The following is a 23,339-nucleotide window of genomic DNA, read 5'->3' as shown; positions in this document are numbered from 1 at the left end:
TCAACCGTCGGGCTCTCGTCTCGAGCCCTCGAGTAGGGCGAGTACGCGTTCGTCTCTCGTGGAAATCGAACGGCGACGGGGGTGACAGCGAGTGTCGGGGACGGACCGGTCCCGAAATCGTTTTCAACTGCTCGCGCGCACACTCGGTATGCCGACGGAATCGGACACTCATTATGACCCCGCTCTGGGGAACAAGTTCATCTTCGTCACCGGCGGGGTGATGTCGGGACTCGGCAAGGGGATCACGGCCGCGAGCACCGGCCGTCTTCTCAAAAACGCCGGGTTCGACGTCACCGCGGTCAAGATCGACCCGTACCTGAACGTCGATGCAGGGACGATGAACCCCTACCAGCACGGCGAAGTCTACGTTCTGGAAGACGGTGGTGAAGTCGACCTCGACCTGGGGAACTACGAACGGTTTCTCGACGTCGACATGACCTCGGATCACAACGTCACCACCGGGAAGACCTACCAGCACGTCATCGAGAAAGAACGCGCCGGCGACTATCTGGGCAAGACCGTCCAGATCATTCCGCACATCACCGACGACATCAAACGCCGCATCCGGGAGGCAGCCGACGGCACCGACGTCTGCATCGTCGAAGTCGGCGGCACGGTCGGCGACATCGAGGGGATGCCCTACCTCGAGGCGCTCCGGCAGTTCGCCCACGAGGAAGACCCAGAGGACATCCTCTTCGTCCACGTCACGCTGGTTCCCTACTCGAAAAACGGCGAACAGAAGACGAAGCCGACCCAGCACTCGGTCAAGGAGGTCCGCTCGATCGGCCTCCAGCCGGACGTGATCGTCGGCCGCTGTGAGGACCGCTTAGAGCCCGAGACCAAAGAGAAGATCGGGCTGTTCTGTGATATCCCGACCGAAGCGGTGTTTTCGAACCCCGACGTCGAGGACGTCTACCACGTCCCGCTGATGGTCGAAGACGAGGGGCTCGATCAGTACGTTCTCGAGCGTTTCGGTCTCGCCGACGAAGCGCTTCCGGAGGGGGAACGAGCCAATGAGTGGCGCGAGATCGTCACCACCGAGAAAGACGGCGCGGTCGACGTCGCGCTGGTCGGCAAGTACGACTTAGAGGACGCCTACATGTCGATCCACGAGTCGCTGAAACACGCCGGCTTCGAACTCGGCGTCGACGTGAACGTCCACTGGATCCACGCCGACGGGATGGCCGACGGCTACGACGACCAGCTCGAGGACGTCGACGGGATCATCGTCCCCGGCGGCTTCGGAATGCGCGGCTCCGAAGGAAAGATCCGGGCGGTCCAGTACGCCCGCGAGAACGACGTTCCCTTCCTGGGACTCTGTCTGGGCTTCCAGATGGCCGTCGTCGAGTACGCCCGGAACGTCCTGGGACTCGAGGGCGCTCACTCGGCGGAGATGGACGAGGAGACGCCCCACCCGATCATCGACATTCTGCCGGAGCAATACGAGGTCGAGGAGATGGGCGGAACGATGCGCCTCGGCGAACACACGACCGTCATCGAGCCGGAAACGCTCGCGTACGAACTGTACGGCGACACGTCCTGTTCCGAGCGCCACCGCCACCGCTACGAGGTCAACCCCGAGTACTTCGAGGCGTTCGAGGACGAGCCGCTGACGTTCTCCGGCACCGCCGGAAACCGCATGGAGATCCTCGAACTCGGGGACCACCCCTACTTCCTCGGAACGCAGTTCCACCCCGAGTACACGTCCCGACCGGGCCAGCCGAGTCCGCCGTTTCTCGGACTGGTCGAGGCGGTTCTCGAGCGGACCGACGGTGGGGAGATCGCCGCGCCCGAAACGGAAGTAGAGCCCTGAACGGTGAGGCACGTGGAGCCCTGATCAGTGCGACACCCCGACTCGCGATCGATCTCGATTTGACCGTCGTTCGTTGTCCAGTTTCTTTCACAGACTGTGTTGACGTGACGAAAGAGGTATTGCCCAGTCGACACAACAGGCGGGTAGGTCATGGCCGTCCCTGCCAGAGTCGTCCAGTGGCTCCTCGACGAAGACGTATCGGTTGCGACAGCGGTTGGGCTCCTCTCTATTCCCGTCACCGTGGCCGTCTCACTACAGTGCCGGCCCAGTAGTGCTCGCTGGGTTCCTCGCGGGCCTGTACTACAGCACCCGATCGACCTCCGCCGTTCGCGCTGGCTTGCGAACCGGCGTCATCGGCAGTTTTCTCGCCGTCTGGGCCTCTGCTAGTTTCATCGCGTCTGGATGGACGATATCGGTCGGGTACGCCGCTCTCGGGGTCGCGTTCGCGTTACTCTGGCACCTTTTTGCCTTCGCGGCCTTTGGTTTCTTCAGCGTCGTCGGTGCGCTGGTCGGCACCGCCATCGGCCGCATTCCCCCGTTTCGTCGCATCGGATCGAAAGCCGTCGATAGTAGCCACTGAACGTCGTTGCACACCCGATCGCGGGACGAATCGGCGATCCGTGTGTACATCGTTTCAGTTGTTACTATAACTCGAGGGCACCCCCCTGACGCAGACGTGGTTTCGAAACGGTTTTGCCGCCGCCACTGGGAGCATACCTATGAATACGTACTGTCAACTGTCGTTCTCAGCCCCCATCGCGGAGGTGGTGTGCTGATGGTCGACGTCGACCCCTTCGTTCCCGACGCGATCGCGGAGATCGAAGACGAAATCGGCGACGAAAACGCCGTCATCGCCCTCTCGGGGGGCGTCGACTCCTCGGTCGCCGCGGCACTCGCCTACGAGGCGATCGGCGACCGGCTCACCCCCGTCTACGTCGACACCGGCCTGATGCGGAAAGGCGAGACCGCCCAGATCGAGGAGACGTTCGACTACATGGAGTCGCTTCGCGTCGTCGATGCGAAAGATCGCTTCCTCGAGGCCCTGTCCGGAGTAACGGACCCCGAGGAGAAGCGGTCAGTTATCGGCGAGCAGTTCATCCGCGAGTTCGAGCGCGAGGCCAGAGACGCCGATGCGGACTACCTCGTCCAGGGGACGATCTACCCCGACCGCATCGAGAGCGAAGGCGGGATCAAGTCCCACCACAACGTCGGCGGACTTCCCGACGTCGTGGACTTCGACGGCATCGTCGAACCCGTTCGCGACCTCTACAAGGACGAGGTTCGCGAGGTCGCCCGCCACCTCGGTCTCGAGGAAGTCGTCGCCGAGCGGATGCCGTTTCCCGGACCCGGACTTGCGGTGCGGGTCATCGGCGAGGTCACCGAGGAGAAACTCGAGGTGGCCCGCGAGGCCTGTCACGTCGTCGAGGACGAACTCGAGGAGTACGAGCCCTGGCAAGCGCTTGCCGCCGTGATCGGCAAGGCGACGGGCGTCAAGGGTGACAACCGCGTCCACGGCTGGGTCGTCTCGGTGCGCTCGGTCGACTCCCGGGACGGCATGACCGCCCGCGCCCAGGAGATCGACTGGGAAACCCTCCAGCGGATTCAGTCGCGAATCACCGGGACGAACGAGAACGTCGCCCGCGTCGTCTACGACGTGACCCACAAACCGCCGGCGACCATCGAGTACGAGTGACGATGGACGTAATCGTCGCCGGAGCCGACGACGACGGACTCGGAACGGCACTCGAGGCCGAGGGAGCCAGTATCACCCGTCTCGAGGGCGTCATCTCCCGGCCACAACTCGAGAACGCCGGGATCGTCGGCGCGGACCTGTACGTGTTGACCGATACCGATCAGGCGACGACGATTCCGATCGTCTGCGATCTGAACGGTGATCTCCGAACCGTCGTCTACTCGCGGGATACGGTCCCCGAGTTCGTGCGGGGACAGCTGGATCTCGCGGTCGATCCGGAACTCGTCGACGCGGCCGTCGTCGCCGAAGAACTGATCGATTGACGCGGCTGGTCGGTCCGTGCCGACCTACATTTAAAACTATTAAGTATTCGCCGATTTCCCGGTATGAACTGTCTACCCCTCGGTATCGGACGATTAAACTCGAGTTAAATTTGGGGGAATTCGGCGTAAGAACGGTATACCGTCATCCCCGTTCAAGTGGTTCTCCCCGGTAGCAAGGGATGGAGGTCGACGGGCATTCCCACCGAGGCACCCCACGCCTGTTCCCGTGACTTCCAGCAATCCCACCACAGCACCCTTCCCCCCACCACTGCCATACCGTTTCCGACGCGGGCTACGCTGCACCGGCCTGCGTCACACCCTGCGGTTCTGGCATCCGGGACGCATTTCGCGTCCCGTACGGACTTCTTGCGTTCGAGTGATACGCTCGACCAGCGTTCGCTACCGATCGCACTCGAGCCAGTAAGCGAGTTGCACTCGAGCCCGAACGACGATTTCCAGTAGCCGACGCCGGGTTCACCCGCGTCGTTCGTCGAGACGCTTCAACACCGGAATCTCGTCCAGTCGGTCGTCCTTGAGGAGGTCCCAGTCGATTCCATCGGGTGTGTCGTCCCGATCGGGTCGCAACACCCGATCGGGCGTCACGATCAGGTCCATCGGGACGTCGTGGTCCGCGAGTTCGACGTCCGCATCGATCAGCTGTCGTTCGTGGACGGTCGTCGCGACCGTCGTTTCGTCGTCGACGAGTTCGAGGTCCCGGAGGATCGCGTACTCGAGGTCGCTGTACCCTTCACCTTTTCCGATGCGGCCGCCGCCGGCCGCGGCCGTACGGTCACCGGTTTCGCCGTCCGATCTGGTCCCGCTAGCCGGCGCTTCGCCGTCCGATCTGTTCCCCCCGGCTGGTGCGCTGACGGCGACGCTTCCGGAGACGACGAGGTCGATCCGCTCGAGTTGCTCCGGGCCGACCTGCACGCCGTGGCTCGACGAACCCGAGACGGTCGTCGCCGCGTCGTAGTCCTCGAGTTCGTCCGGATCGAGCCGCAGAAAACAGTCCTCGTCGCGAAGGCGCGGAACGGCCATGTAGACGGTTTTCCCTTCCCGCAGCGCCCGTCGCCGGACCGGAAGTTGTGGCGCGTCGGGGTTGGCCTTGATCGCGTCGGCGTCGATCCACTCGGGCTGGTCGGCCAGCCGGTCGGCGGCCGTCTTCGCCCCCTCGAAGTTCGGGATTCGTCCGTGAGGCGGGAACGGAAACCGGGCCGTGCCGCTCTCCTCGAGGTCGTCCCAGACCCGTTCACGAATCGCGTCTTTCTCGAGGTCGTCACTGGCGGCCTCCCGTTCGTCGTCGGTCTTCCGTCGGTCGCCGTCGGTCATCGCCCACCCGACCCCCGTCGGTTCGCTCCGGCGTTTCTCGAACCGCTTTCACCGTTCCCGTCGTCGGGACTGCTCGGACCGGTCTCACCGCTTCCGTCGTCGGAACTGCTCACGTCCGCGTCGACGTCGATGCCGTCGCCGACGTCCCCGTTTCCGCGCGAGAGCGAGACGAGGTGGGACGCTTCGGGGAGGATGATGTCGTCGATTCCGAGTTCGGCGGCCTCGGCGTTGCCGGGGAGACAGAAAACGGGCGTTCCCTCGGCGACGCCGGCGAGCGTCCGGGCCGCGACGACCTGTGTTCCGACCGACTCGTGGGCGAGTATCGTGAACAGTTCGCTGAACGCGGTGAGTTCCTTGTCGAGCAGCGGTTCGATGGCCTCGATCGCGACGTCGTCGGGTTCGACGCTCGTCGCGCCGGCGGTGACCACGACGTCGACGTCGTCGCGTTCGATCACCCGCAGGACGATCGACTGGACCCGGTCGTGGTCCGGTCCGACGTGTTCTCGCGTGGTGATTTCGTTGTCGGACTCCCCGAGGGCCGTCTCGATCACCTCGCCGGCCGCGTCGGTCTCGAGCGTTCGACTCGAGGCGATGGTGACGACCGCGACACCGAGTCGGGCGTCGTCTTCGCCGACGTCGCTGGTTTCGGCCGCGTCCGGACCAGCGTTCGTCTCGTTCATGGGTCGGCTTGGCGTTCCACCGAGAAAGGTCTGACCACCTGACTCGACCCGGATTCAGGGCACCCGACGTGACTCGAGTTCTGATCAACCAATCCGACTCGAGTCTGACCAACCGAACCGCATCGGCCCGACTCGAGTTCTATCCAACCGAACCGTTATGGGTCGCGTGGCCGTCCGTGGGCGTGTATGCAGGCAGTCAAGATCACCGCCCACGGCGGGACGGACGTCATCGAGTACGGCGAGTACCCCGACCCGGAAGTCGGCCGGGACGAGGTGCTCGTCGCCGTGAAAGCGGGTGCGCTCAATCACTTAGACGTCTGGGTTCGCCGTGGGCTGCCGACGCTCTCCCTCGGGATGCCACACGTCCCGGGCAGCGACGCGGCCGGCGTCGTCCGCGAGGTCGGCGAGGACGTCACGCGGTTCGAACCGGGCGATCGCGTCGCGGTGACGGCCGGCGTGAACTGTGGCGACTGCGAGTTCTGTCGACACGGAGATCCGACGCTCTGTGTCAACTTTCACCTCCTCGGCGAACACGTCACCGGCGTCCACTCGGAGTACGCGGCGGTTCCCGAGGACAACCTGATACCGGTTCCCGACGGGGTCGACTGGGTGACCGCCGGCGCGTCGGCGCTGGTCTTTCAGACCGCCTGGCGGATGCTGATCGACCGGGCCGACCTCGAGGCCGGCGAGTCGGTGCTGGTCCTCGGCGCAAGCGGCGGGGTCGGCCACGCGGCGGTGCAGATCGCCGACTACGCGGGGGCGGAGGTGTACGCGACGGGAAGTACCCCGGAGAAACTCGAGTACGCCCAAAAGCTCGGTGCCGATCACGTGGTGAACTACGAGGAGCGATCGTTCCCGCAGTGGGTGCGCGAGGAGACGGGAAAGCGGGGCGTCGACGTCGTCGTCGACTACATCGGGGCCGGAACCTGGCAGGATTCGATCAAGAGCCTCGCGAAGAACGGCCGACTCGTCACCTGCGGCGGGACGGCGGGTGGAAATCCCCAGACCGACATTCCCCGCATCTTCTGGAATCAGCTTCGGATCATCGGCTCGACGATGGGGACGCCCGGTCAGGTCGACGACGTGATGGAGCTCGTCTGGGACGGTACCTTCGAACCCGCGATACGGAAGGTCCTCCCGATGAGCGAGACCGCCCGCGGCCACGAGATTATCGAGGGCCGCGAGGGCTTCGGCAAGGTCGTCGTTCGACCCGACGAAGTGTACTGATACGGATTACTGTCCCTGTGTACCGGCCCACCCGCGACCCGGGCGGCGGGTGCGCCGGTAAATCGGTACAAGAGACCGTATGACTCGAGGGCACTACCGGTCACCACTCGAAGAGGGCCTGCCGCCCGTGCGTGTGGACGAGAATTAGGAGGAAGGCGGTGACGCCAGTCAGCGCGAACGCGCCGCCGACGTAGAACACCGACGCCATGCTCACTTCGTACATGAGCCAGCCGCCCAAAAGCGGTGCGACGACGCTCCCCGGTCGCCAGATGAGTTCGCGGATGCCGAAACTCGAGGCGACGCCACCGTCTTCGGTCCCTTCGTCGGCGAACAGCGCCATACTCGCCGGTTCGCGGAAGCTGTCGGCGACGCCGAGCAGGCCGGAGAGCGCGACGAGCGGGAGAAACGCCGGCGAGACCTGGCCGAATAGCACGATCTCTGCGGGGAGATCTAACGCCGCGCCGATCGCAGGTGTGAACGGGACCGCGAGCGCGATCAGGCCGTAGGCTCCGCCGCCGGCGAAGACGAACAGCGCGCGGCCGTAGCTATCCGAGAGCCGGCCGGTAAACGGCTGACAGCACATGTTCGTGAACTTCTCGATGACGGTGGCGAGTGCGACCGCGAGGCCGCCGTAGGCGAGGCCGCCTTCCGCCGCGGCGACGCCGGCGAAGATCGGAATCCACGTGCGGACGAGCGTCACCGAGAACGCATACTGGAAGCGAAACGCCGAGATCGTGAGGATGCGGCGGTTGAGCGCGAGGCCGGCGAACGGAAACCCGTGAACCCGTGTCTCGTCGGTCTCGAGGTATCCAAACGTCGAGAGCCAGGCGACCAGGGTGATACAGACGATGATCGTAAAGATCGGACCGAAGCCGAAGGCCTCGTAGAGCGTTCCCGCACCGAGTCCGCCGACGATCGACGCGGCGAAGTTGGCGGCGTTTGCCTTCCCGATGTGATTCGCTCGCGTCCCGACGTCGGCGATCTGTCCGACGAGCGAGAGCGTCATCAACCCGGAGCCAGTGACCGCGATCCCCTGTAACGCTCGGATACCGATGAACGAACCGCTCGAGTCGACGATCGGGAACAGCGCGTAGACGCCAACACCGATCCCGAGAACGACGAGGAGGACGGTTCGCTTGTCGAATCGGTCGCCCGACCACGCCACCGGGACGACGGCGACGGTCTGGGCGAGCGTGAATCCGGACGTGTACAGGCCGACGATCAGTCCGGCGCTGATCGTCACCCCGAGAATCGTCGTGTCCGTCGGCTGGAGAACGTTGATGTAAAACGGCAACAGCGTGACCAGCGTCATGAACCCGAACCCCTCGGCGAAGCGGGCGAAATAGAGCGCCCAGAACTGACGGCGGTCTTCGTTCACGGGTTTCGTTTCGAAGTGAGGGGCATATGTATTTCGAACCGAAATACAGAATCGCCTTTCCGCCCGCCGCATCCGCCCGAAACTATCACGGAAGAAAATGTATGTGCCGTCCCGGTTCGACGGGGTTTTTTACAGTCGAACTCGATGGCCGTGATATGAGACTCCACAACAGGGGCGTTCGACAGGACGTCCGCGAACTTGGAGCGTTGCTCGGCGAGGTCCTCGAGGGCCAGACCTCCCGAAAAGCGTTCGAGACGGTCGAATCCTGTCGGCGAGAGGCGATCGACTACCGATCCGGGGAACTCGACTCCCGCGAACCGCTGGTTTCCGAACTCGAGGGACTGTCGCCACACCAACAGCGGATCGTCGCCCGCGCGTTCACGACGTACTTCGAGTTGATCAACCTGGCAGAAGAGCGCGAGCGCGTTCGCTCGATCCGCACCGAGTCTGAGGAGGGAACCCTCTCGGACAGCCTCGAGACGGCCGCCGAGGAACTCGGCGAGGCCGACGTCGAAACCGTCGAACAGGTCCTCTCGGACGTGTTGATCGAGCCGACGTTTACGGCTCACCCGACGGAGGCCCGACGGAAGACGGTCAAATCGAAGCTCCGACGGATCTCGACGCTGCTCGAGCGCCTCGACGAACACCTGCTCACGGAAAAAGAGAAGGGACAGATCTGGCGAGACATCGACGCCGAGGTGACGAGTCTCTGGCAGACTCCCCAGGTGAGAAACCGCCAGCCGGAGGTCGAAGACGAGGCGCGAAACGTCCAGTGGTACCTCGAGAACACGCTGTTCGACGTCGTCGGCGAGGTGTACGACGAACTCGCGGACGCGATCGACGAGGAGGTGCCGGGGAACCTCGACATTCCGAAGCTGTTCGAGTTTCGCTCGTGGGCGGGCAGTGACCGGGACGGCAATCCCTACGTCACGCCGGAGGTCACCGCGAACACCCTCGAGCGCCAGCGCTCCGTCGTCCTCGAGCAGTACCGCGAACAGCTCAAACGGCTCTCGGGCGTCCTGAGCCAGGACGGGAGTCGGATCGACGTCGGCTCGGAGTTCGAAGCCGCTCTCGAGGCCGATCGGGAGCGACTGCCCGGCAGCGCCCGCACCGCCGAGGAGCGTTACCCCGGCGAGCCCTACCGCCAGAAGCTCAAGCTGATGCGAGCCCGCCTCGAGCGCGTCGGGGACGTCAGACCCGGCGGCTACGACGACGTCGACGAGCTCCTCTCGGATCTCGAGATCATCGCCAAGAGCCTTCGCGCGAACGGCGGCGAGAGCGTCGTCGACGCCCACGTCGACCCGATCCGGCGTCAGGTCGCCACGTTCGGCTTCTCACTTGCCAGCCTCGATCTGCGCGAACACCAGCAAAAACACACTGACGCAATCGCGGAGGCTCTCGACGGCGAGGGGATCGATTATCACGCGCTCTCGGAGGACGAACGCGTCGAGTTCCTCACGGACGCGATCATGCAGGAAAACACCGTGGTCGACCTCGCGGAAACCGACGGCCTCTCGGACGATTCGGAACGCGTCCTCACGCTGTTCGACAACCTCGCGGAGTGGCAATCCGAGTACGGTGTCGAGGCGATCGACACCTACTGCATCTCGATGACCGACGAGCCGAGTCACGTTCTCGAGGTGCTGTTTCTCGCCGATCAGGCCGGCGTCGTCTCCCTGCCAGAACACTGCGGGATCGACGTCGTCCCGCTGCTCGAGACCGAGTACGCCCTCTCGGGTGCGCGGCGCATCATGGGGACGCTGTTCGAGAACGAGGCGTACAGTCAGGCCATCGAGGCCCGCGACCGAACCCAGGAGATCATGCTGGGATACTCCGACTCGAACAAGGAAAACGGCTTCCTCGCCGCGAACTGGTCGCTGTACAAGAACCAGCGCCGACTCGGGGAGATCTGTGACGACTTCGACGTGAAGATGCGGCTGTTCCACGGCCGTGGCGGTTCCATCTCCCGCGGTGGCGGACCGATGAACGAGGCGCTGCTCGCGTTGCCGAACTCGACCGTCACGGGACAGGTCAAGTTCACCGAACAAGGCGAGGCGATCGCCGAGAAGTACGGCAACCCACGAATCGCCGAGCGTAACATCGAGCAGATGCTGAACGCCCAGCTTCGCTCGCGCCTGCACGCGATCGAACAGCCAGAAGAGGAGGTCCACGAGGAGTGGATCGACGCGATGGAGACGATGGCCGACGCCGCCCGCCAGGAGTACCGCGACCTGCTCGAGAGCGACGGTTTCGTCCAGTACTTCGAGCAGGCGACGCCGATCACCGTCATCGAGGATCTCGACCTCGGTTCGCGGCCGGCCTCCCGGTCGGGCGAACGCACCGTCGAGGATCTCCGGGCGATTCCGTGGGTGTTCTCGTGGACCCAGTCGCGGTGTATCCTGCCGGGCTGGTACGCCCTCGCGACAGGCGTCGACGCCTACCTCGAGGACGGCGGCTCGGTCGAGACGCTCCAGGAGATGTACGACGAGTGGGCGTTCTTCCGGACGACGCTCGACAACGCGGCGCTGTCGCTGTCGCGAACCGAACTCGAGATCGCCCAGCAGTACGCGGACCTGGCCGACGATGACCTTCGCGAGCGCTTTTTCCCGCGCGTTTCCGAGGAGTACGAGCGAGCCTCCGAACTGGTCAAGACGATCGGCCAGCGAGACGAACTGCACACTCGAGACTGGCTGGGGGAGAACTTAGAGCGACGAAACCCCTACGTCGATCCGCTGAACATCATCCAGACGTACCTGCTCGATCGCACCCACCGGACCGACGTCGAGGAGCGAACCCTCCGGCTGACGGTCAAGGGAGTCGCCGCGGGGATGAAAAACACCGGCTGACCCGCCGGGAGAACCGTTCGTTTCCCGCGGTCGGCGCGTTCCTGTCCCGCGGTCGGTACCGTTCCCGGCCCGCGGTCGGCGCGTTTCTGTTCCGGGGGAGGGCTCACCGCGGATCGGTGTTACGAATGGAACGGACCAAAGCTTCGCCGTTCACCGCCCCGACCCAACGCTTATTCGGACCGATCGCCTGTTTCGAACGATGGGTCTGTTCAGCAAAGCGGGGAAGACGTTCGAGGAAGCGAAGCAGTCGTACATGTCCGGCAAGGGAGCGACGTACGTCTGCCGGGCCTGCGAGGAGCGGATGACCGAAGAGCACGACTACTGTCCACACTGCGGCGAGGACGCCGTCGAAGAACTCGAGTAACCCGGCCGCCGGCCGGAGACGAACGCGATCGACCCGTCCTACGCCGCCGACTCCTCGAACTCTTCGTGGATCACTGCCCACTCGAGCAGCGGCTGCAGTCGCTGTTGGAGTTGTTCGCCGGTCATCGTCAGGTCGTACTCGACGCGTGGCGGGATCTCGTCGTACTGCTCGCGCGCGAGGTAGCCCGCTTCGACGAGTTCCTCGAGTCGCGTCGAGAGCGTCGAACTGCTCACCTCGCCGAAGGCGGTCTCGATCTCGCCGTAGCGCACCGGGCCGATTTCGCCGACGAGACAGATCACCTGGATCGCGTGTTTGCGGCTCAATAGTTCGAGTACGCCGCCGAGTTGGCAGTAACACGACGGGTCCGTTCGACACGACTGGTCGGGGGCGGCCTCCGAACCCCGGGAGTTCTCCATCGCTTTGGATCACCGAATTACTCCAATACTTCGGACTTCGAAGTATAAACACTTCGAATTTCAAAGTAGGGGTATGGCGAACGATTCCAACGGATGCGGCGGGGCCGAACGCTGTGGCTGTGGGACCAAGACGAACCGATCTGCGGACGTCGAATCGACTGCGGAGACGAGCGAGTGGGCGGCGACGGTTCCGGCGGCCACGGTGGCGACCCCGCTCGCCGACGCGACGGAACTCGCCGGATTGCTCCTCGAGTGAGGCGAAGTAGCTCGTTGTCGCGAACGAGAAAGCCTATACGGCACGATTCGAGCAGGGAACGTAATGGACGAGAATCGGACCGTCGTCGACATGCTCGAGCGAGTACGCGAGTCGCGCCGGCGCAAGCGCTGTCCCGACTGTGGCGCTGTCGTTTCGATCCGCGGGTTCAGAGGCGAGTACCGCTGGACGTGTGTGGACTGCGATGCGATCGGCATCGGGTACGAAAGCCGCTCAGCCGCGCTGAAGGGCGCTCAACGGTAGCGAATATCCCTGCACGGGGGTACTGTCGGTCACGAGTGAAGACCGGTTCCGTCGTCACGAACTCGAGTCGATGCCGTCATCGCGGATTCGAGTCGATGCCGACATACGGGCTGCTACGAGCCGTTATTCATCGATCACACAACGCCGGCAATCGACCGACAACTGATTATTGCTGCCCGTCTCGGCCGGGCGGTATTCCTGTTAGTCTTCGTGGCAGTGACGCCGATATGGAGGTACGGTATGGGTTTATATTCGCGTCTGTGGGACGGCAATCCGGATTTATGCCAGTCGAAAATCTCGCTCGAAGCGATGTCGTAACGGCACACGAAGACGAACACGTACAGGAACTCGCGACGCTGATGGACGACTCCGGCGTCGGCAGCGTCGTGATCGTAGACGGCGACGAACCGACCGGAATCGTCACCGACCGCGACATCGCAACACGCGTGGTCGGGGAGGGAATGGATCCCTCGGAGACGACGGCCGGCGACGTCATGTCCGACGACCTGACGACCGTCGACCACACCGACGGCTTCTACCAGGTGACCGAACTGATGAGCGAACACGGCGTTCGCCGACTTCCCGTCTGCGACGACAGCAACGAACTGGTCGGAATCATCACGTTCGACGACCTCAACGAACTCCTCGCAGACGAACACATGCAGCTCTCGGACGTTATCCAGGCCCAGCGACCCGAGTACTGACTTCCCGGCCGCTTTCAGCATCGCACAATCGCGAGCGGTCTGTGGTTGAGCCGGACCATCGTTGCCGCAGTTCGATTCACTCGAGTGGTCCCGGTGCGTGCGCTCGAGCCTCGGCCGTGAACGCGAGCATGCCGATGCCGGCGATGCAGTCGGGACAGTAGGCCTTCGTGACGGCCGCGTAGCTATCCGCGAGTTCCGGACAGGGCCGACTCGAGAGGTACACCATCCGTTCTTCGCATAGCGGGTCGTCACAGCGAGCACAGACGAAGTCGGCATCGTCGACGCTCGTTAGATCGTGGATTTCGTCGGTGAAACTCACGGGACTCGCCTCCGCGAACTCGAGTGGCGGTTGCGAACCCGGCGTCGTGGCTCCCGGTCGGTGCGTGGGCGATCGGCTCGAGGTGCGACGAGATGGTCACGAACCGGGACCGTAGGCTGATCGTGAACGATACCGTGTCGTCGTGCGAGACCTTTTTGTCTCGGTAGCAGTAACGAAAGCATGGCACCCAAACGTGTCGAGTTTGGAAGCCACCCGCTTCGGGTGTCCTACCACCCGGGGCGTTTCCGTACGCCTACCGTCCGTTCTGGAGCGAGTAGCTTCCATTTTGATGATGGACACGAGCGATAATATAATTACTGGTGTGTAACGAAGGAACACTCGAGGCCGGTTCTCGGAGGGCCTCTGTACGTCCCCTCGAGACGATATCCGCATTTCCGTCGGATGCAACGCTGCCGTAATCTCGCGTCAGATCCATCCCTGTCACTATCCGATGTCCGATCGTTCGCCGTCGGTCTCTCGCACCCGATCTACCGCCGTCACTACCGGTCAGAAAGCCCCCGGCACGCTCGACCGTCCGCGGCTCGCCGCGCGCGCTCGTTTCACTCGCGTGCTCGTCCGGAAGACTCGCACCGCTCGTCTTCCGTCGTTCACCTCACTCCGTTCGGCTCACCGTCGCCGGGGACGGATCGACCGTGCCGGCCCCTTTCAGTCCCGCCCGCCCTCACCCTCCCCAGCCGACTCGTTCGCTCGCACGCTCGCTCACTCGCCCCTCGCACGGCGTCAGCGATGCGCCCTCGCATCGCTCGGACGCATCACGAGCGCGCGCCGCCACCCGGATCGCCGAGGGATACTACCTGCTCGTTTTGGTCGAACTCGTTGTAATCGACCGTCTGTGTATCAGTCCTGAAGTTCCCGGCCAACGATCGTCGCGTACGCTCCGTCGGTCCGGTGCCCGACAGTTCCGAAGTCCGTCAGCCCGAACCGGCGTCCGCGGTCACCTCGAGCGTCGGCACCGGCACCGACTCGAGGACGTCGTCGACGACCTGTCGCCGGTCGACGTTGTTGACCGTCGCGTCGGGCGTCAACACGAGCCGGTGGGTGAGTACGGGGTGGGCGACGCGCTTGATGTCGTCGGGCGTGACGTACTCCCGGCCGACGATCGTCGCGTACGCCCGCGCGGCTTCGAACAGCCGCTGGGTGCCTCGCGGGGAGACGCCGACCTCGACGCGGCCGTCGGTGCGCGTCTCGCGAGCGAGCGCGGCGACGTACTCGAGGAGGTCCTCGTCGACGCGGATCGATTCGGGCACCCGCCGGAGTCGGTCGACCCGTTCGGGCGCGAGGACGGCCTCGACGGAGGGGCTGGTCGTCTCGCGACCCGCACGCCGGCGCAGGAGTTCGACCTCGCCGGCCTCGTCGGGGTAGCCCATCGAACTCTTGACGAGGAAGCGATCGACCTGCGCTTCCGGCAGCGGAAAGGTCCCCTCCTGTTCGACCGGGTTCTGCGTCGCGATGACGAAGAAGGGGTCCGGTAGCGCGCGCGTCTCGCCGTCGGTCGTCACCTGTCCCTCCTCCATGGCCTCGAGCAAGGCGGCCTGTGTCTTCGGCGGCGCGCGGTTGATCTCGTCGGCCAGTACGATGTTGGCGAAGATCGGTCCCTCGTTGAACTCGAACCCCCGCTCGCGTTCGTCGAAGACGTGCGTTCCGGTGACGTCCGCGGGAAGCAAATCCGGCGTGAACTGGATGCGAGAAAAGGAGAGCCCGAGGGCGGCGGCGACGCTTCGGGCGGTCAACGTCTTTCCCGTCCCCGGCACGTCCTCTACGAGGACGTGGCCGCGGCCGACGACTGCGACGAGGATCTCCTCGAGAAACGCCCGGTCGCAGATGACCGCCTCGCCGATCGCCTCGAGGACGGCTCCACACTCGTCGCTGGCCTGACTGACGTTCATAGAGTGGAGCATGATCGCTCGTGTCAAGTCGTTTTCGCTCTCCCAGAATCCGCTTTCGATCGCCTCGAAGCCGTCTTTCTCGGTTCTCACTCCCTCGAGAGGCCCTTTCCTGCCGGCTCGCGGTCACCCTGTGGGTGCGAATCGGGGGGTGTAGGTCCGGATCGCGTAGACGACGAGCGGCGTCCCGACGATCGTCGGCCCCAGCCATCTGATCAGCGGCGGGACCGTCGAGAGGTTGACCGTGATCACGGCGGTCACCGTCGCGATGTACGCGCCGCCCATGAACGCGACGTGTTTCTGGATCCAGGGCGGACGCTTCGCCGGCGAGGAGCGAAACTGTACGAGCGTGAACGCGGCGAATCCGGCCCCAATTCCGCCGAACGTGGCGAGCGCCGGTGCCAGCCCGACCGGGCCGGTAACCGACTGCCAGATACCGGCTACGACCATCCCCCCGCCGACCGCGACCATCGTTCCGTGCCCGGCGACGTCGAGCGCGACTGGCGCTGTCAGGCCAGCACGTCGTCGCTGGACCGCCCGATAGCCGGCAAACACCAGGTAGCCGCTGAAGACGGCGATCGCCAGGAGAAACCAGTTGTCCGCCCAGATCGCCAGCGGAGCGGCCGTCACGACCACGATCCCCATCGAAAGCGCGTACGCTCTCCCGAAGCGATTGTGTCGCGTGCCGCCCTTTCGGGTCGCGATCGCGCCGAGTCCTGCGAGGAGGGCTCCGATACCCGCGAGGATATGAACGGCCATCGTCGAATCGACGGCTATCGACCCTGACCCGAGTTCCCCGATCATCACCACTCCACCCGATCCGCGTCGTGCGTTTCCCTCATATCTATCGTCTCGAGTATCGATCGGATAGATCCTTCCCCAAGATGTTGGTGGGGCTGACGGAGCATCCGATTAGTGGCCTGGTTCCGAGACGACGGCCAGCAGTCGGACTCGTATCGCCGACCGACCGGGTGTCGCGCTCGCTCGGGGCCCGTTCGCAGACGACGAGTCGAATCGAAACCGGTAAAAACGTCTCCCCGGTAGATATGGGTGAGCCGAGATAGCCTAGCCCGGCCAAGGCGGCAGATTCGAAATCTGCTGTCCTCACGGACTCGGGAGTTCAAATCTCCCTCTCGGCGTTTTCACGACGACAATACCGGTGAGCGGAGCGAACCGTCTGTCGTCGTGAAAACGATACAGAGGAGTTTGAACGAGGCCAGGCGCGCGCAACGAAGTGAGCACGTCTGGACGTTGTTCAAATCTCCCTCTCTGCGCTTTTCACAACACCAATCCGATGAGCAACGCATAGTGGCGCGAATCACTCTGGGGGGAAGGCGTCATAGAATAGTTCTCATGCTATAGAGTCACCGAAACATGTGAACCGTTCTCTGAACGTTCCCTATTTCATTATAGAGCACAGATTCAATTCTTATATGAACGAGACATGTTCTCTCACGAGACGGAAGCTACTACACCAAACCGCTTTAGCAGGAGCAACCTCGTTCACCCTACTCTCGGGCTGTATTGAAGAAGACGAAGAAGAACATCCGAATCGGGGTGAGATACTATCTATAAGTCAAACTGGCAGACAGAACACGTTTGGTCCCCGCTCGAGGAGATATTGGATGACTGTGCCCCATTATTCAGAAATTCTCCACTCATTCGAAATGCAATCAAGTACTGACGGATATGCCGATGTGGGAACGTTGAATGTCAAAATATACCAAAGACCAAATCGGGATCGCCAAGTCGGTAGTAGACGCCCTGGGTATCGTCCGGGTTGGGACATTGTCAAACTGATAGAAGAGATTGACATTAAATCTGATCCGGAATTGATCCACAAACTCCCCCCTGGATTATACTCTGTAGAACTTGATGGAAGCAATCTCAGAAGAGAAGTCGAACTTGACTGGTCGGCGCGTGTCTATCAGTATCTTGGGGACGGATCCAAAATTGATTGCCCAGGACAGACCGAACGTTTAAAAGTTAATTATTTGTACGCCGTTGAATCAGGGAGCCTAAACCCCAGTGTAGAATTGATTCACGATGTACAATATATCGACACGACCTCGGATGTATACGAGTTGGATTTACTATTACAGACACCTCAGAACGGAGATAGCGTCCAGATACATAACGAGTCAGGGTTCTGCACTACACCGTTCGTGGGAGATAGTGAATTTAGTATCGAACATTCCAGATCTGATCCGTACCAATTGCAGATGGAAATACTAGATGGCGACAACGTAGTTGCTTCGAAAACTACCGATCTCGCTCGTCGGTAGACTGGTAGAAAACCGCATCATACAACGGATATCTGGTGGGTATCTCAGAAAGAGAACCACCATTTGGAAGCCAAAAAACCAGCCCAGAACCGAGATACACGTGACAAATGTCGATTTATTACTATGGGTCATTCTATAACGCGCTCCGAGTGGTGTAACTCTCCCGCTCGAGGTTCGACAGCAACCACGCCGTGGGTGAACGCACTCTGACGGGAGGACGACCTCTGACAGGAGAACGCACGCCGTGGGTGAACGTAGCGACGCGGGCGGAGATGGGCACAGTCACCGTCACACGCAAGGCCGTTTCTTATTGACGTCTCGGTGGACAGCACGAGGTGTTAGTGAATAGCAATGAGGCTCGATGGTAGCCGTTCGGTTGCTCGAGGTGGCGGTACTCGATGAGTTCGGACGACGACCGGCGGGACGACGAGTCGTTTCACCCGCTCGGACCGGAGGCAGAAAAGCGGTACGAGGCGTTGCTCGAGGACGGCGATTACGACGCGGAACTCGGCATGGAGATGGCCAAAGACGCCATGCGAGTGACGAAAGGCGAGCTGTCCGACGAGGAGTTCTACGACCGGTATCATGAGGACGTCTTAGAGGAGTTCGGCGAGGACGAGCGACCGATGGCCGATCGGATCGAGGAAGCTCGCGAGGAGGGTCGTCTCGAGCGGACGCTCGACCGGCTCGGGGTCGGCGACGACTCCCGGCGCGAGATGATGAAGAAGATGGGGGCCGGTGCCGGGTTCGTCGGCCTCGGTGCCTGGGGAGCGACCGGTGGCGGCGATCCCGACCCCAGCGTCGCCGCCCAGGAGGACGAAGACGAGGAGGACGGGGACGACGTCCAGTGGGGAATGGCGCTCGACCTCGAGACGTGTGACGGCTGTCTCTCCTGTGTCGTCGCCTGCAACGCCGAGCACAACTGGGACGATGGGGCGAACTGGATGTACATCCTCGCGTACGACGACGGGACCGTCGAGTCGCCCGAACCCGAGGAAGCAGACTCCGTCCGCGACTTCAACTACCTGATCCGGCCCTGCCAGCACTGTACCGACGCCCCCTGTGAGAAAGTGTGTCCGACGACGGCGCGTCACACGAGAGAGGAGGGCGGACTCGTGTTGACCGACTACGACGTCTGCATCGGCTGTCGATACTGTCAGGTCGCCTGTCCCTACGGCGTCAACTACTTCCAGTGGGACGACCCGGAGGTGCCGGACGAAGACCTCGACGAGGACATGGTGTACGACCAGCGCGACCGGCGAGTCAGCAGCCGGGGTCCCCGCGGCGTCATGGAAAAGTGCATCTTCGATCCCGCCCGTCAGGACGGTCAGATGGGCGAGGAGATGGTCGGGACGACCGCCTGCGAGGACGCCTGTCCGCCCGGTGCGATCCAGTTCGGCGACATGAACGACCCCGACAGCGATCCGCGCCGGTACCTCGACAACGTTCCGCTCGCCCGTGCGATCGAAGCCGATCCCGACGACGAGGAGCTTCAGGAGGCCATCGCGATCCTCGAGGGCGAGCAAGAGCCGGACGAACTCGACGAGGAAGAGGCGCTGATGCTCGTCGAAGCCGAGTACGGCAACGAGGGCTCGCGCTTCAAACTCTTAGAGGAGTACAACACCAACCCGAACGTCACGTACATCGGCAACGAACCCGGCGCGAACGCAGAACAGGTCGAAGGTCCGATCGCCTACGAGGACGTCGGGATGGTCGACGATCGAAACACGGTCCTCGAGGAGAAGACCGTCGGCGGCGTCGAGGGGCTATCGTTCTGACGATCGTGCAGTGGATTTCGCCGTCTGACCGCGGAGATGTGTCCCGTAGCGAAAATCGACTGCACCCGGACTCGAGTCGACTTATCTGATTCCCGGACTCGAGACGATTCAGACCAATTCCGGACTCGAGTCGACTCAGATCATTCATAACCGTTCACCCGAAAGGTCGCGTATGAACCGTCGCAAGCGAACCGTCGTCGGGGTGATCTGGATCGTCGTCGCCGCGCTGATGGCGCTTACTCTTGGAGTTGGAACGCCGTCGACCACGGGCGCGATCGCACGGCTGTTCGTCGTCGCGCTCGCGCTGTTTCTCGCGGTCGTCTACCTGTTCGACCCGTGGAACGTCATCAGCGAGAAGTCACTCCAGTGAACGATCGGGGCCGTTGAAAGACGGGTCAACCCGCGGGTGGAAAGAAGTATCGTGACGGCCGGGTGAGGAGGTGCCGATACGGATCGGGCACGATACGACGACTCGAGCGTACACTCACGGATCCGCGACGTTTCTCCGACCGTCAGTCCCGGAAATCGGAGTATCCAATTCTCATGTCAATTAGGATATGTTTATCTACTCATCCGTCGTATGTATACTCGTATCATGGGAACGACTATCGACGAGGGAAACCTCACGAACGAAGAGCGCACACTCGAGAACGCCGGCCAGCGCCGGTTTACGGTCGCAGCGGTTCGGACGGGGGCATTCTACCTCTCGCTCCTCCTTGCCGGCGTGTTGACGGTGGCGTTCCTTCCGGATCTGCTCGCTACGCTCGCGACCGGCTGGACCGCCGCGGGTGCCGCGGAACTCGGCATTCACCGACTCCACGTGATGGGTATCGCCGCCGTCGTGGGCGTGTTCTTGCTCGGTCTGTTCGCGCAGGCGTACCGACCGACACAGCGCGTCGCGTCGATGTGGGGCGCGTTCGCGGTCATCCTCGTCGCCACCGCGGGCACCGTCTGGTACGGCGTCGGGCGACCGGAGGAGGTCATTCCGTTCTTCCTCCTCACCGGAATCGCACTCCTCACGCACCCGGCGGGTCGGCGGCTGCTCCGGCGGGGTGACTCGTTCAGTCCGGCGCTGCTGGGGCTGGTCGCCGTCGCCGCGGTTCCGCTGCTCGCCTTCGTTGGGACCCAGTTGAGCCTGACGACGAGCGCGGTCGACCCCCACGCCGTCGACGGTCACTACGTGATGATGGTCGCCCTCGCGATCGCGCCGCTCGCCTACGGCGTCGTCGCCGCGCTCGGGTTCGCCGGCTGGCGTCTCGCGTCGTGGCTCGCCGCTCTTCCGATGGTCTACTACGGGCTTCTGTCCATCGCGTTTCCCCTCCAGGTGGGTTCGACGGGTGCGGTGTGGGGCGGATTGGCCATCCTCTGGGCGATCGCGTTCGTCGCGGTCGCGGAGTACTCCCGCCGCGGACCCTCGAGGCTGTTCCGGCGCGATATTCGGCGGTCGGACTAGTCGGTCGTCGACGGACGACGATTCGTCCGGGTCTTTGACAGCGGTCGTCGCTCGCGTCACTCGGAATCCGTCGGCGGGTGCCCTCGGGGGCGGGCCGCGAACGAGAGGTGGCCGATGCCGGCGACGCAGTCGGGACAGTAGGTTGCGGTCACGGCCTCGTACCGCCCGGCGAGTTCGGGACAGGGCTCGACCGAGAGGCGGAGTATCCGGTCTTCGGGAACCGGATCACCACAGCGATCGCAGACCGACTCGGACGGATCGTCGGTCCTCGTGGCGTCGGCAGCCTCGCGTCTGGAACTCATCGAGGTCGCCTCCCGGCTCGTGGTCGGTCGAGCCGTCGACTCGAGCGGTGATCGAGAGCGATACCGTATCGTCGTGCGAGACCTTTTTGTCTCGGTGGCAGTAACGAAAGCATGGCAGCCAAACGCGCGATAGTTTGGAAGCCATCCGCTTCGGGTGCTGCTACACCCGGGGCGTTTCCGTACGCACGCCCCCGCGTTCGCTTTCTGGAGCGAATAGCTTCCATCGTGACTGTCGTACTGAGTAATAATATAATTACTGAAATGTTGTGAAGGAAGGTTCGAGGGCAGTTGCTGAAGTCATTGCCGGCGCACCCGCGACCCGGGCGACGGGTGCGCCGGTAAACAGTTACAGTAATCCGTATCAGTCGTCGGCCGGCGCGAGCGGCTGGTCCTCGGCGGCCAGCAGCCTGTCGAGGGCGTCGACCATCGCCTCGACGCTCGCTCGAGTGATGTCGGCTTCGCTTCTGGCGACGGTGACCGAACGGTCGTCTCTGGCCATCGTCACCTCGACCGTGACGACGGCGTCCGTCCCGCCGGTCACCGCGTTGACCCGGTAGGACTCGAGTTCAGCGTCGGCCGCCGACCCGAGCGCCTCCCGCACCGCGGAGACGGCGGCGTCGACCGGACCGGAGCCGGTGCCGCTTGCCACCCGCTCCTCGCCGTCGACCGCGAGGCGGATGCTGGCGGTCGGGACGGCTCCGCCGCTGGTGGCGGTGAGATCGAGCAGGTCGACGACGCGCTCGCGGTCGTCGCCGGTGACGTCCTCGGCGACGGCGAGCAGGTCGGCGTCGGTCACCCGGCGGCCGCGATCGCCGAGTTCGGTGACGCGGTTCGCGATCTCGGCGATCTCGTCGTCGGTCGCCTCGACGTCGTGTTCCTCGAGCGTGGCTTTCACGCCCGCGCGGCCGGTGTGCTTGCCCAGCGCAATCCGGCGTTCGCGTCCGACGGTCTCCGGCGCGTAGGGCTCGTACATCTTGTCGTCTTTGAGCGTGCCGTCGGTGTGGATGCCGCTCTCGTGAGTGAACGCGTTCTCCCCGATGACGGCCTTGTTCGGCGGTAACTGGACGCCGGTCGACCGCGAAACGATCTGTGCGAGGTCGTACAGCTCCTCGAGTTCGACGGTGTCGACGCCGTAGACGTGTTCGAGTGCGATCGCGACCTCCTCGAGCGCGACGTTCCCTGCGCGCTCGCCCAGTCCGTTGACCGTGCAGTGGACGAGATCGGCACCGGCGGAGATCGCCGCGAGCGCGTTCGTCACGCCCAGTCCGAGGTCGTCGTGAGTGTGTGCGCTGACCGGTCCGAGATCGGCGAGCCGGGAGACCGCTTCGGCGGTCCGTTCCGGGCCCGTGTGACCGACGGTGTCGGCGAAGCAGGTCCGGTCAGCTCCGGCGTCGAGGGCGGTTTCGCCGAGCGTCTCGAGGTAGTCGAGGTCGGCCCGCGAGCCGTCCTCGCCGATGACCTCGACCCACAGGTCGTGGGATTTGGCGTACTCGACGAGTTCGGCCGTCGTCTCGAGGTTGTCCTCGCGGGAGGTGCCGACTTTCCCCTCGACGTGACGGTCGCTCGCGGGGACGACGACGTGGACGCCGTCGACGCCGCAGTCGAGTGCGAGATCGATGTCGGACTCGAGGCCGCGACAGAAACTGGTCACGGTCGCCTCGAGGTCGAGGTCGGTCACTCGTGAGATCGCCTGCCGTTCACCCGCACCGGTACAGGCGCTGCCGGCTTCGATGACGGCGACGCCCGTCCGCTCTAGCGCACGGGCGATCTCGACTTTCTCGTCGGGCGAGAGCGAGACGCCCGGTGCTTGTTCGCCGTCGCGAAGCGTCGTATCGAGAAGGCGGACTGTGCGATCGGATGGAATCGTCTGTTCGGTGGAGTAATGTACAGGCAAGAGTGATGAACTGCGATCAGTATCGTCGCGGAATTTCACGCCCAGCCGGGTTGCCCCGACTTCCTCTATCCCCGTCGTCCGGCGTTGAGAACGAATCTCGTGCCATTGTATCTG

At 63.6% G+C, this 23,339-nt stretch carries 22 protein-coding genes and 1 tRNA gene; 14 read left to right on the top strand and 9 right to left on the bottom strand.

Going from position 1 to position 23,339, the window contains the following annotated elements:
- Positions 1-148: 148 nt before the first annotated feature.
- The 4 genes from pyrG to EA473_RS16375 all read left to right on the top strand — a co-directional run bounded on the left by pyrG (position 149) and on the right by EA473_RS16375 (position 3,829).
- Positions 149-1,813 (top strand): glutamine hydrolyzing CTP synthase, encoded by a 1,665-nt coding sequence (pyrG, locus tag EA473_RS16385; RefSeq protein WP_124196728.1) that lies wholly within the window; start codon positions 149-151, stop codon positions 1,811-1,813.
- Between the two features lie 202 nt (positions 1,814-2,015).
- Positions 2,016-2,393, top strand: coding sequence for a DUF5518 domain-containing protein (locus EA473_RS22375; protein WP_341538997.1), 378 nt, complete (start codon positions 2,016-2,018; stop codon positions 2,391-2,393).
- Between the two features lie 195 nt (positions 2,394-2,588).
- Positions 2,589-3,506, top strand: coding sequence for a glutamine-hydrolyzing GMP synthase (gene guaA / locus EA473_RS16380; protein ID WP_124196727.1), 918 nt, complete (start codon positions 2,589-2,591; stop codon positions 3,504-3,506).
- A gap of 2 nt (positions 3,507-3,508) precedes the next feature.
- Complete coding sequence (locus tag EA473_RS16375; RefSeq protein ID WP_124196726.1) at positions 3,509-3,829, top strand: DUF7126 family protein; 321 nt, start codon at positions 3,509-3,511, stop codon at positions 3,827-3,829.
- A 474-nt stretch (positions 3,830-4,303) separates the two neighbouring features.
- On the opposite strand, the gene EA473_RS16370 is transcribed toward EA473_RS16375, so the two are convergent.
- Both EA473_RS16370 and EA473_RS16365 read right to left on the bottom strand, forming a co-directional pair.
- Entirely contained in the window at positions 4,304-5,158 is an 855-nt protein-coding gene (locus EA473_RS16370) for a 5-formyltetrahydrofolate cyclo-ligase (RefSeq protein WP_124196725.1), read from the bottom strand.
- Positions 5,155-5,838 carry a MogA/MoaB family molybdenum cofactor biosynthesis protein gene (locus tag EA473_RS16365; RefSeq protein ID WP_124196724.1) on the bottom strand — a complete coding sequence of 228 codons (684 nt, stop codon included), beginning with the start codon at positions 5,836-5,838 and terminating at the stop codon, positions 5,155-5,157. The genes EA473_RS16370 and EA473_RS16365 overlap by 4 nt, the downstream gene beginning before the upstream one ends.
- Positions 5,839-6,024: 186 nt before the next feature.
- Between EA473_RS16365 and EA473_RS16360 the strand changes: the two genes are divergently transcribed.
- The gene (locus EA473_RS16360) at positions 6,025-7,065 is read left to right on the top strand and encodes a zinc-binding dehydrogenase (RefSeq protein ID WP_124196723.1); all 1,041 of its coding nucleotides are present in this window, start codon (positions 6,025-6,027) and stop codon (positions 7,063-7,065) included.
- Between the two features lie 100 nt (positions 7,066-7,165).
- Here the strand turns inward: EA473_RS16360 and EA473_RS16355 are convergent, their stop codons facing one another.
- Positions 7,166-8,443, bottom strand: a complete 1,278-nt coding sequence (locus EA473_RS16355; RefSeq protein WP_207890203.1) for an MFS transporter — start codon at positions 8,441-8,443, stop codon at positions 7,166-7,168.
- A gap of 155 nt (positions 8,444-8,598) precedes the next feature.
- Between EA473_RS16355 and ppc the strand changes: the two genes are divergently transcribed.
- Positions 8,599-11,289 carry a phosphoenolpyruvate carboxylase gene (gene ppc / locus EA473_RS16350; protein WP_124196721.1) on the top strand — a complete coding sequence of 897 codons (2,691 nt, stop codon included), beginning with the start codon at positions 8,599-8,601 and terminating at the stop codon, positions 11,287-11,289.
- Positions 11,290-11,488: 199 nt separating this feature from the next.
- Positions 11,489-11,653 carry a hypothetical protein gene (locus tag EA473_RS22370; protein WP_165875307.1) on the top strand — a complete coding sequence of 55 codons (165 nt, stop codon included), beginning with the start codon at positions 11,489-11,491 and terminating at the stop codon, positions 11,651-11,653.
- Between the two features lie 38 nt (positions 11,654-11,691).
- On the opposite strand, the gene EA473_RS16345 is transcribed toward EA473_RS22370, so the two are convergent.
- On the bottom strand, positions 11,692-12,069 hold the full coding sequence (locus EA473_RS16345) for a winged helix-turn-helix transcriptional regulator (RefSeq protein ID WP_124196720.1): 378 nt from the start codon (positions 12,067-12,069) through the stop codon (positions 11,692-11,694).
- A gap of 73 nt (positions 12,070-12,142) precedes the next feature.
- Here EA473_RS16345 and EA473_RS16340 point away from each other — a divergent pair, with 73 nt between their 5' ends.
- From EA473_RS16340 to EA473_RS16330, 3 genes are all read left to right on the top strand, one after another.
- Positions 12,143-12,325: a hypothetical protein gene (locus EA473_RS16340; protein ID WP_124196719.1), complete on the top strand. Its 183-nt coding sequence runs from the start codon at positions 12,143-12,145 to the stop codon at positions 12,323-12,325.
- Positions 12,326-12,388: 63 nt separating this feature from the next.
- Positions 12,389-12,586: a hypothetical protein gene (locus tag EA473_RS16335; RefSeq protein WP_124196718.1), complete on the top strand. Its 198-nt coding sequence runs from the start codon at positions 12,389-12,391 to the stop codon at positions 12,584-12,586.
- Between the two features lie 281 nt (positions 12,587-12,867).
- A complete protein-coding gene (locus EA473_RS16330) occupies positions 12,868-13,290 on the top strand; it encodes a CBS domain-containing protein (protein ID WP_124196717.1) in 423 nt (140 codons plus the stop codon).
- A 76-nt stretch (positions 13,291-13,366) separates the two neighbouring features.
- Here EA473_RS16330 and EA473_RS16325 read toward each other — a convergent pair whose 3' ends face one another.
- The 3 genes from EA473_RS16325 to EA473_RS16315 all read right to left on the bottom strand — a co-directional run bounded on the left by EA473_RS16325 (position 13,367) and on the right by EA473_RS16315 (position 16,317).
- Positions 13,367-13,609 carry a hypothetical protein gene (locus EA473_RS16325; RefSeq protein WP_124196716.1) on the bottom strand — a complete coding sequence of 81 codons (243 nt, stop codon included), beginning with the start codon at positions 13,607-13,609 and terminating at the stop codon, positions 13,367-13,369.
- A gap of 932 nt (positions 13,610-14,541) precedes the next feature.
- Complete coding sequence (locus EA473_RS16320) at positions 14,542-15,516, bottom strand: AAA family ATPase (protein ID WP_124196715.1); 975 nt, start codon at positions 15,514-15,516, stop codon at positions 14,542-14,544.
- A 123-nt stretch (positions 15,517-15,639) separates the two neighbouring features.
- Complete coding sequence (locus tag EA473_RS16315) at positions 15,640-16,317, bottom strand: hypothetical protein (protein WP_124196714.1); 678 nt, start codon at positions 16,315-16,317, stop codon at positions 15,640-15,642.
- 250 nt (positions 16,318-16,567) lie between these two features.
- On the opposite strand from EA473_RS16315, the gene EA473_RS16310 reads away from it, so the two are divergent.
- The 4 genes from EA473_RS16310 to EA473_RS16295 all read left to right on the top strand — a co-directional run bounded on the left by EA473_RS16310 (position 16,568) and on the right by EA473_RS16295 (position 21,029).
- A tRNA-Ser gene (locus EA473_RS16310) sits at positions 16,568-16,652 on the top strand.
- Between the two features lie 1,544 nt (positions 16,653-18,196).
- The gene (locus tag EA473_RS16305; protein ID WP_124196713.1) at positions 18,197-19,576 is read left to right on the top strand and encodes a 4Fe-4S ferredoxin N-terminal domain-containing protein; all 1,380 of its coding nucleotides are present in this window, start codon (positions 18,197-18,199) and stop codon (positions 19,574-19,576) included.
- Between the two features lie 172 nt (positions 19,577-19,748).
- A complete protein-coding gene (locus EA473_RS16300) occupies positions 19,749-19,946 on the top strand; it encodes a hypothetical protein (RefSeq protein ID WP_124196712.1) in 198 nt (65 codons plus the stop codon).
- Positions 19,947-20,171: 225 nt separating this feature from the next.
- Positions 20,172-21,029, top strand: a complete 858-nt coding sequence (locus EA473_RS16295) for a hypothetical protein (RefSeq protein WP_243645283.1) — start codon at positions 20,172-20,174, stop codon at positions 21,027-21,029.
- Positions 21,030-21,085: 56 nt separating this feature from the next.
- Here the strand turns inward: EA473_RS16295 and EA473_RS16290 are convergent, their stop codons facing one another.
- Positions 21,086-21,331, bottom strand: a complete 246-nt coding sequence (locus EA473_RS16290) for a hypothetical protein (RefSeq protein WP_124196711.1) — start codon at positions 21,329-21,331, stop codon at positions 21,086-21,088.
- Positions 21,332-21,692: 361 nt separating this feature from the next.
- On the bottom strand, positions 21,693-23,225 hold the full coding sequence (locus EA473_RS16285; RefSeq protein WP_124196710.1) for a (R)-citramalate synthase: 1,533 nt from the start codon (positions 23,223-23,225) through the stop codon (positions 21,693-21,695).
- Positions 23,226-23,339: the final 114 nt, after the last annotated feature.

This window comes from Natrarchaeobius chitinivorans (assembly GCF_003841505.1).
Taxonomy (GTDB): domain Archaea; phylum Halobacteriota; class Halobacteria; order Halobacteriales; family Natrialbaceae; genus Natrarchaeobius; species Natrarchaeobius chitinivorans.
The sequence above is the reverse complement of the archived record's forward strand: the minus strand, read 5'-3'. Positions and strand labels throughout refer to the sequence as shown.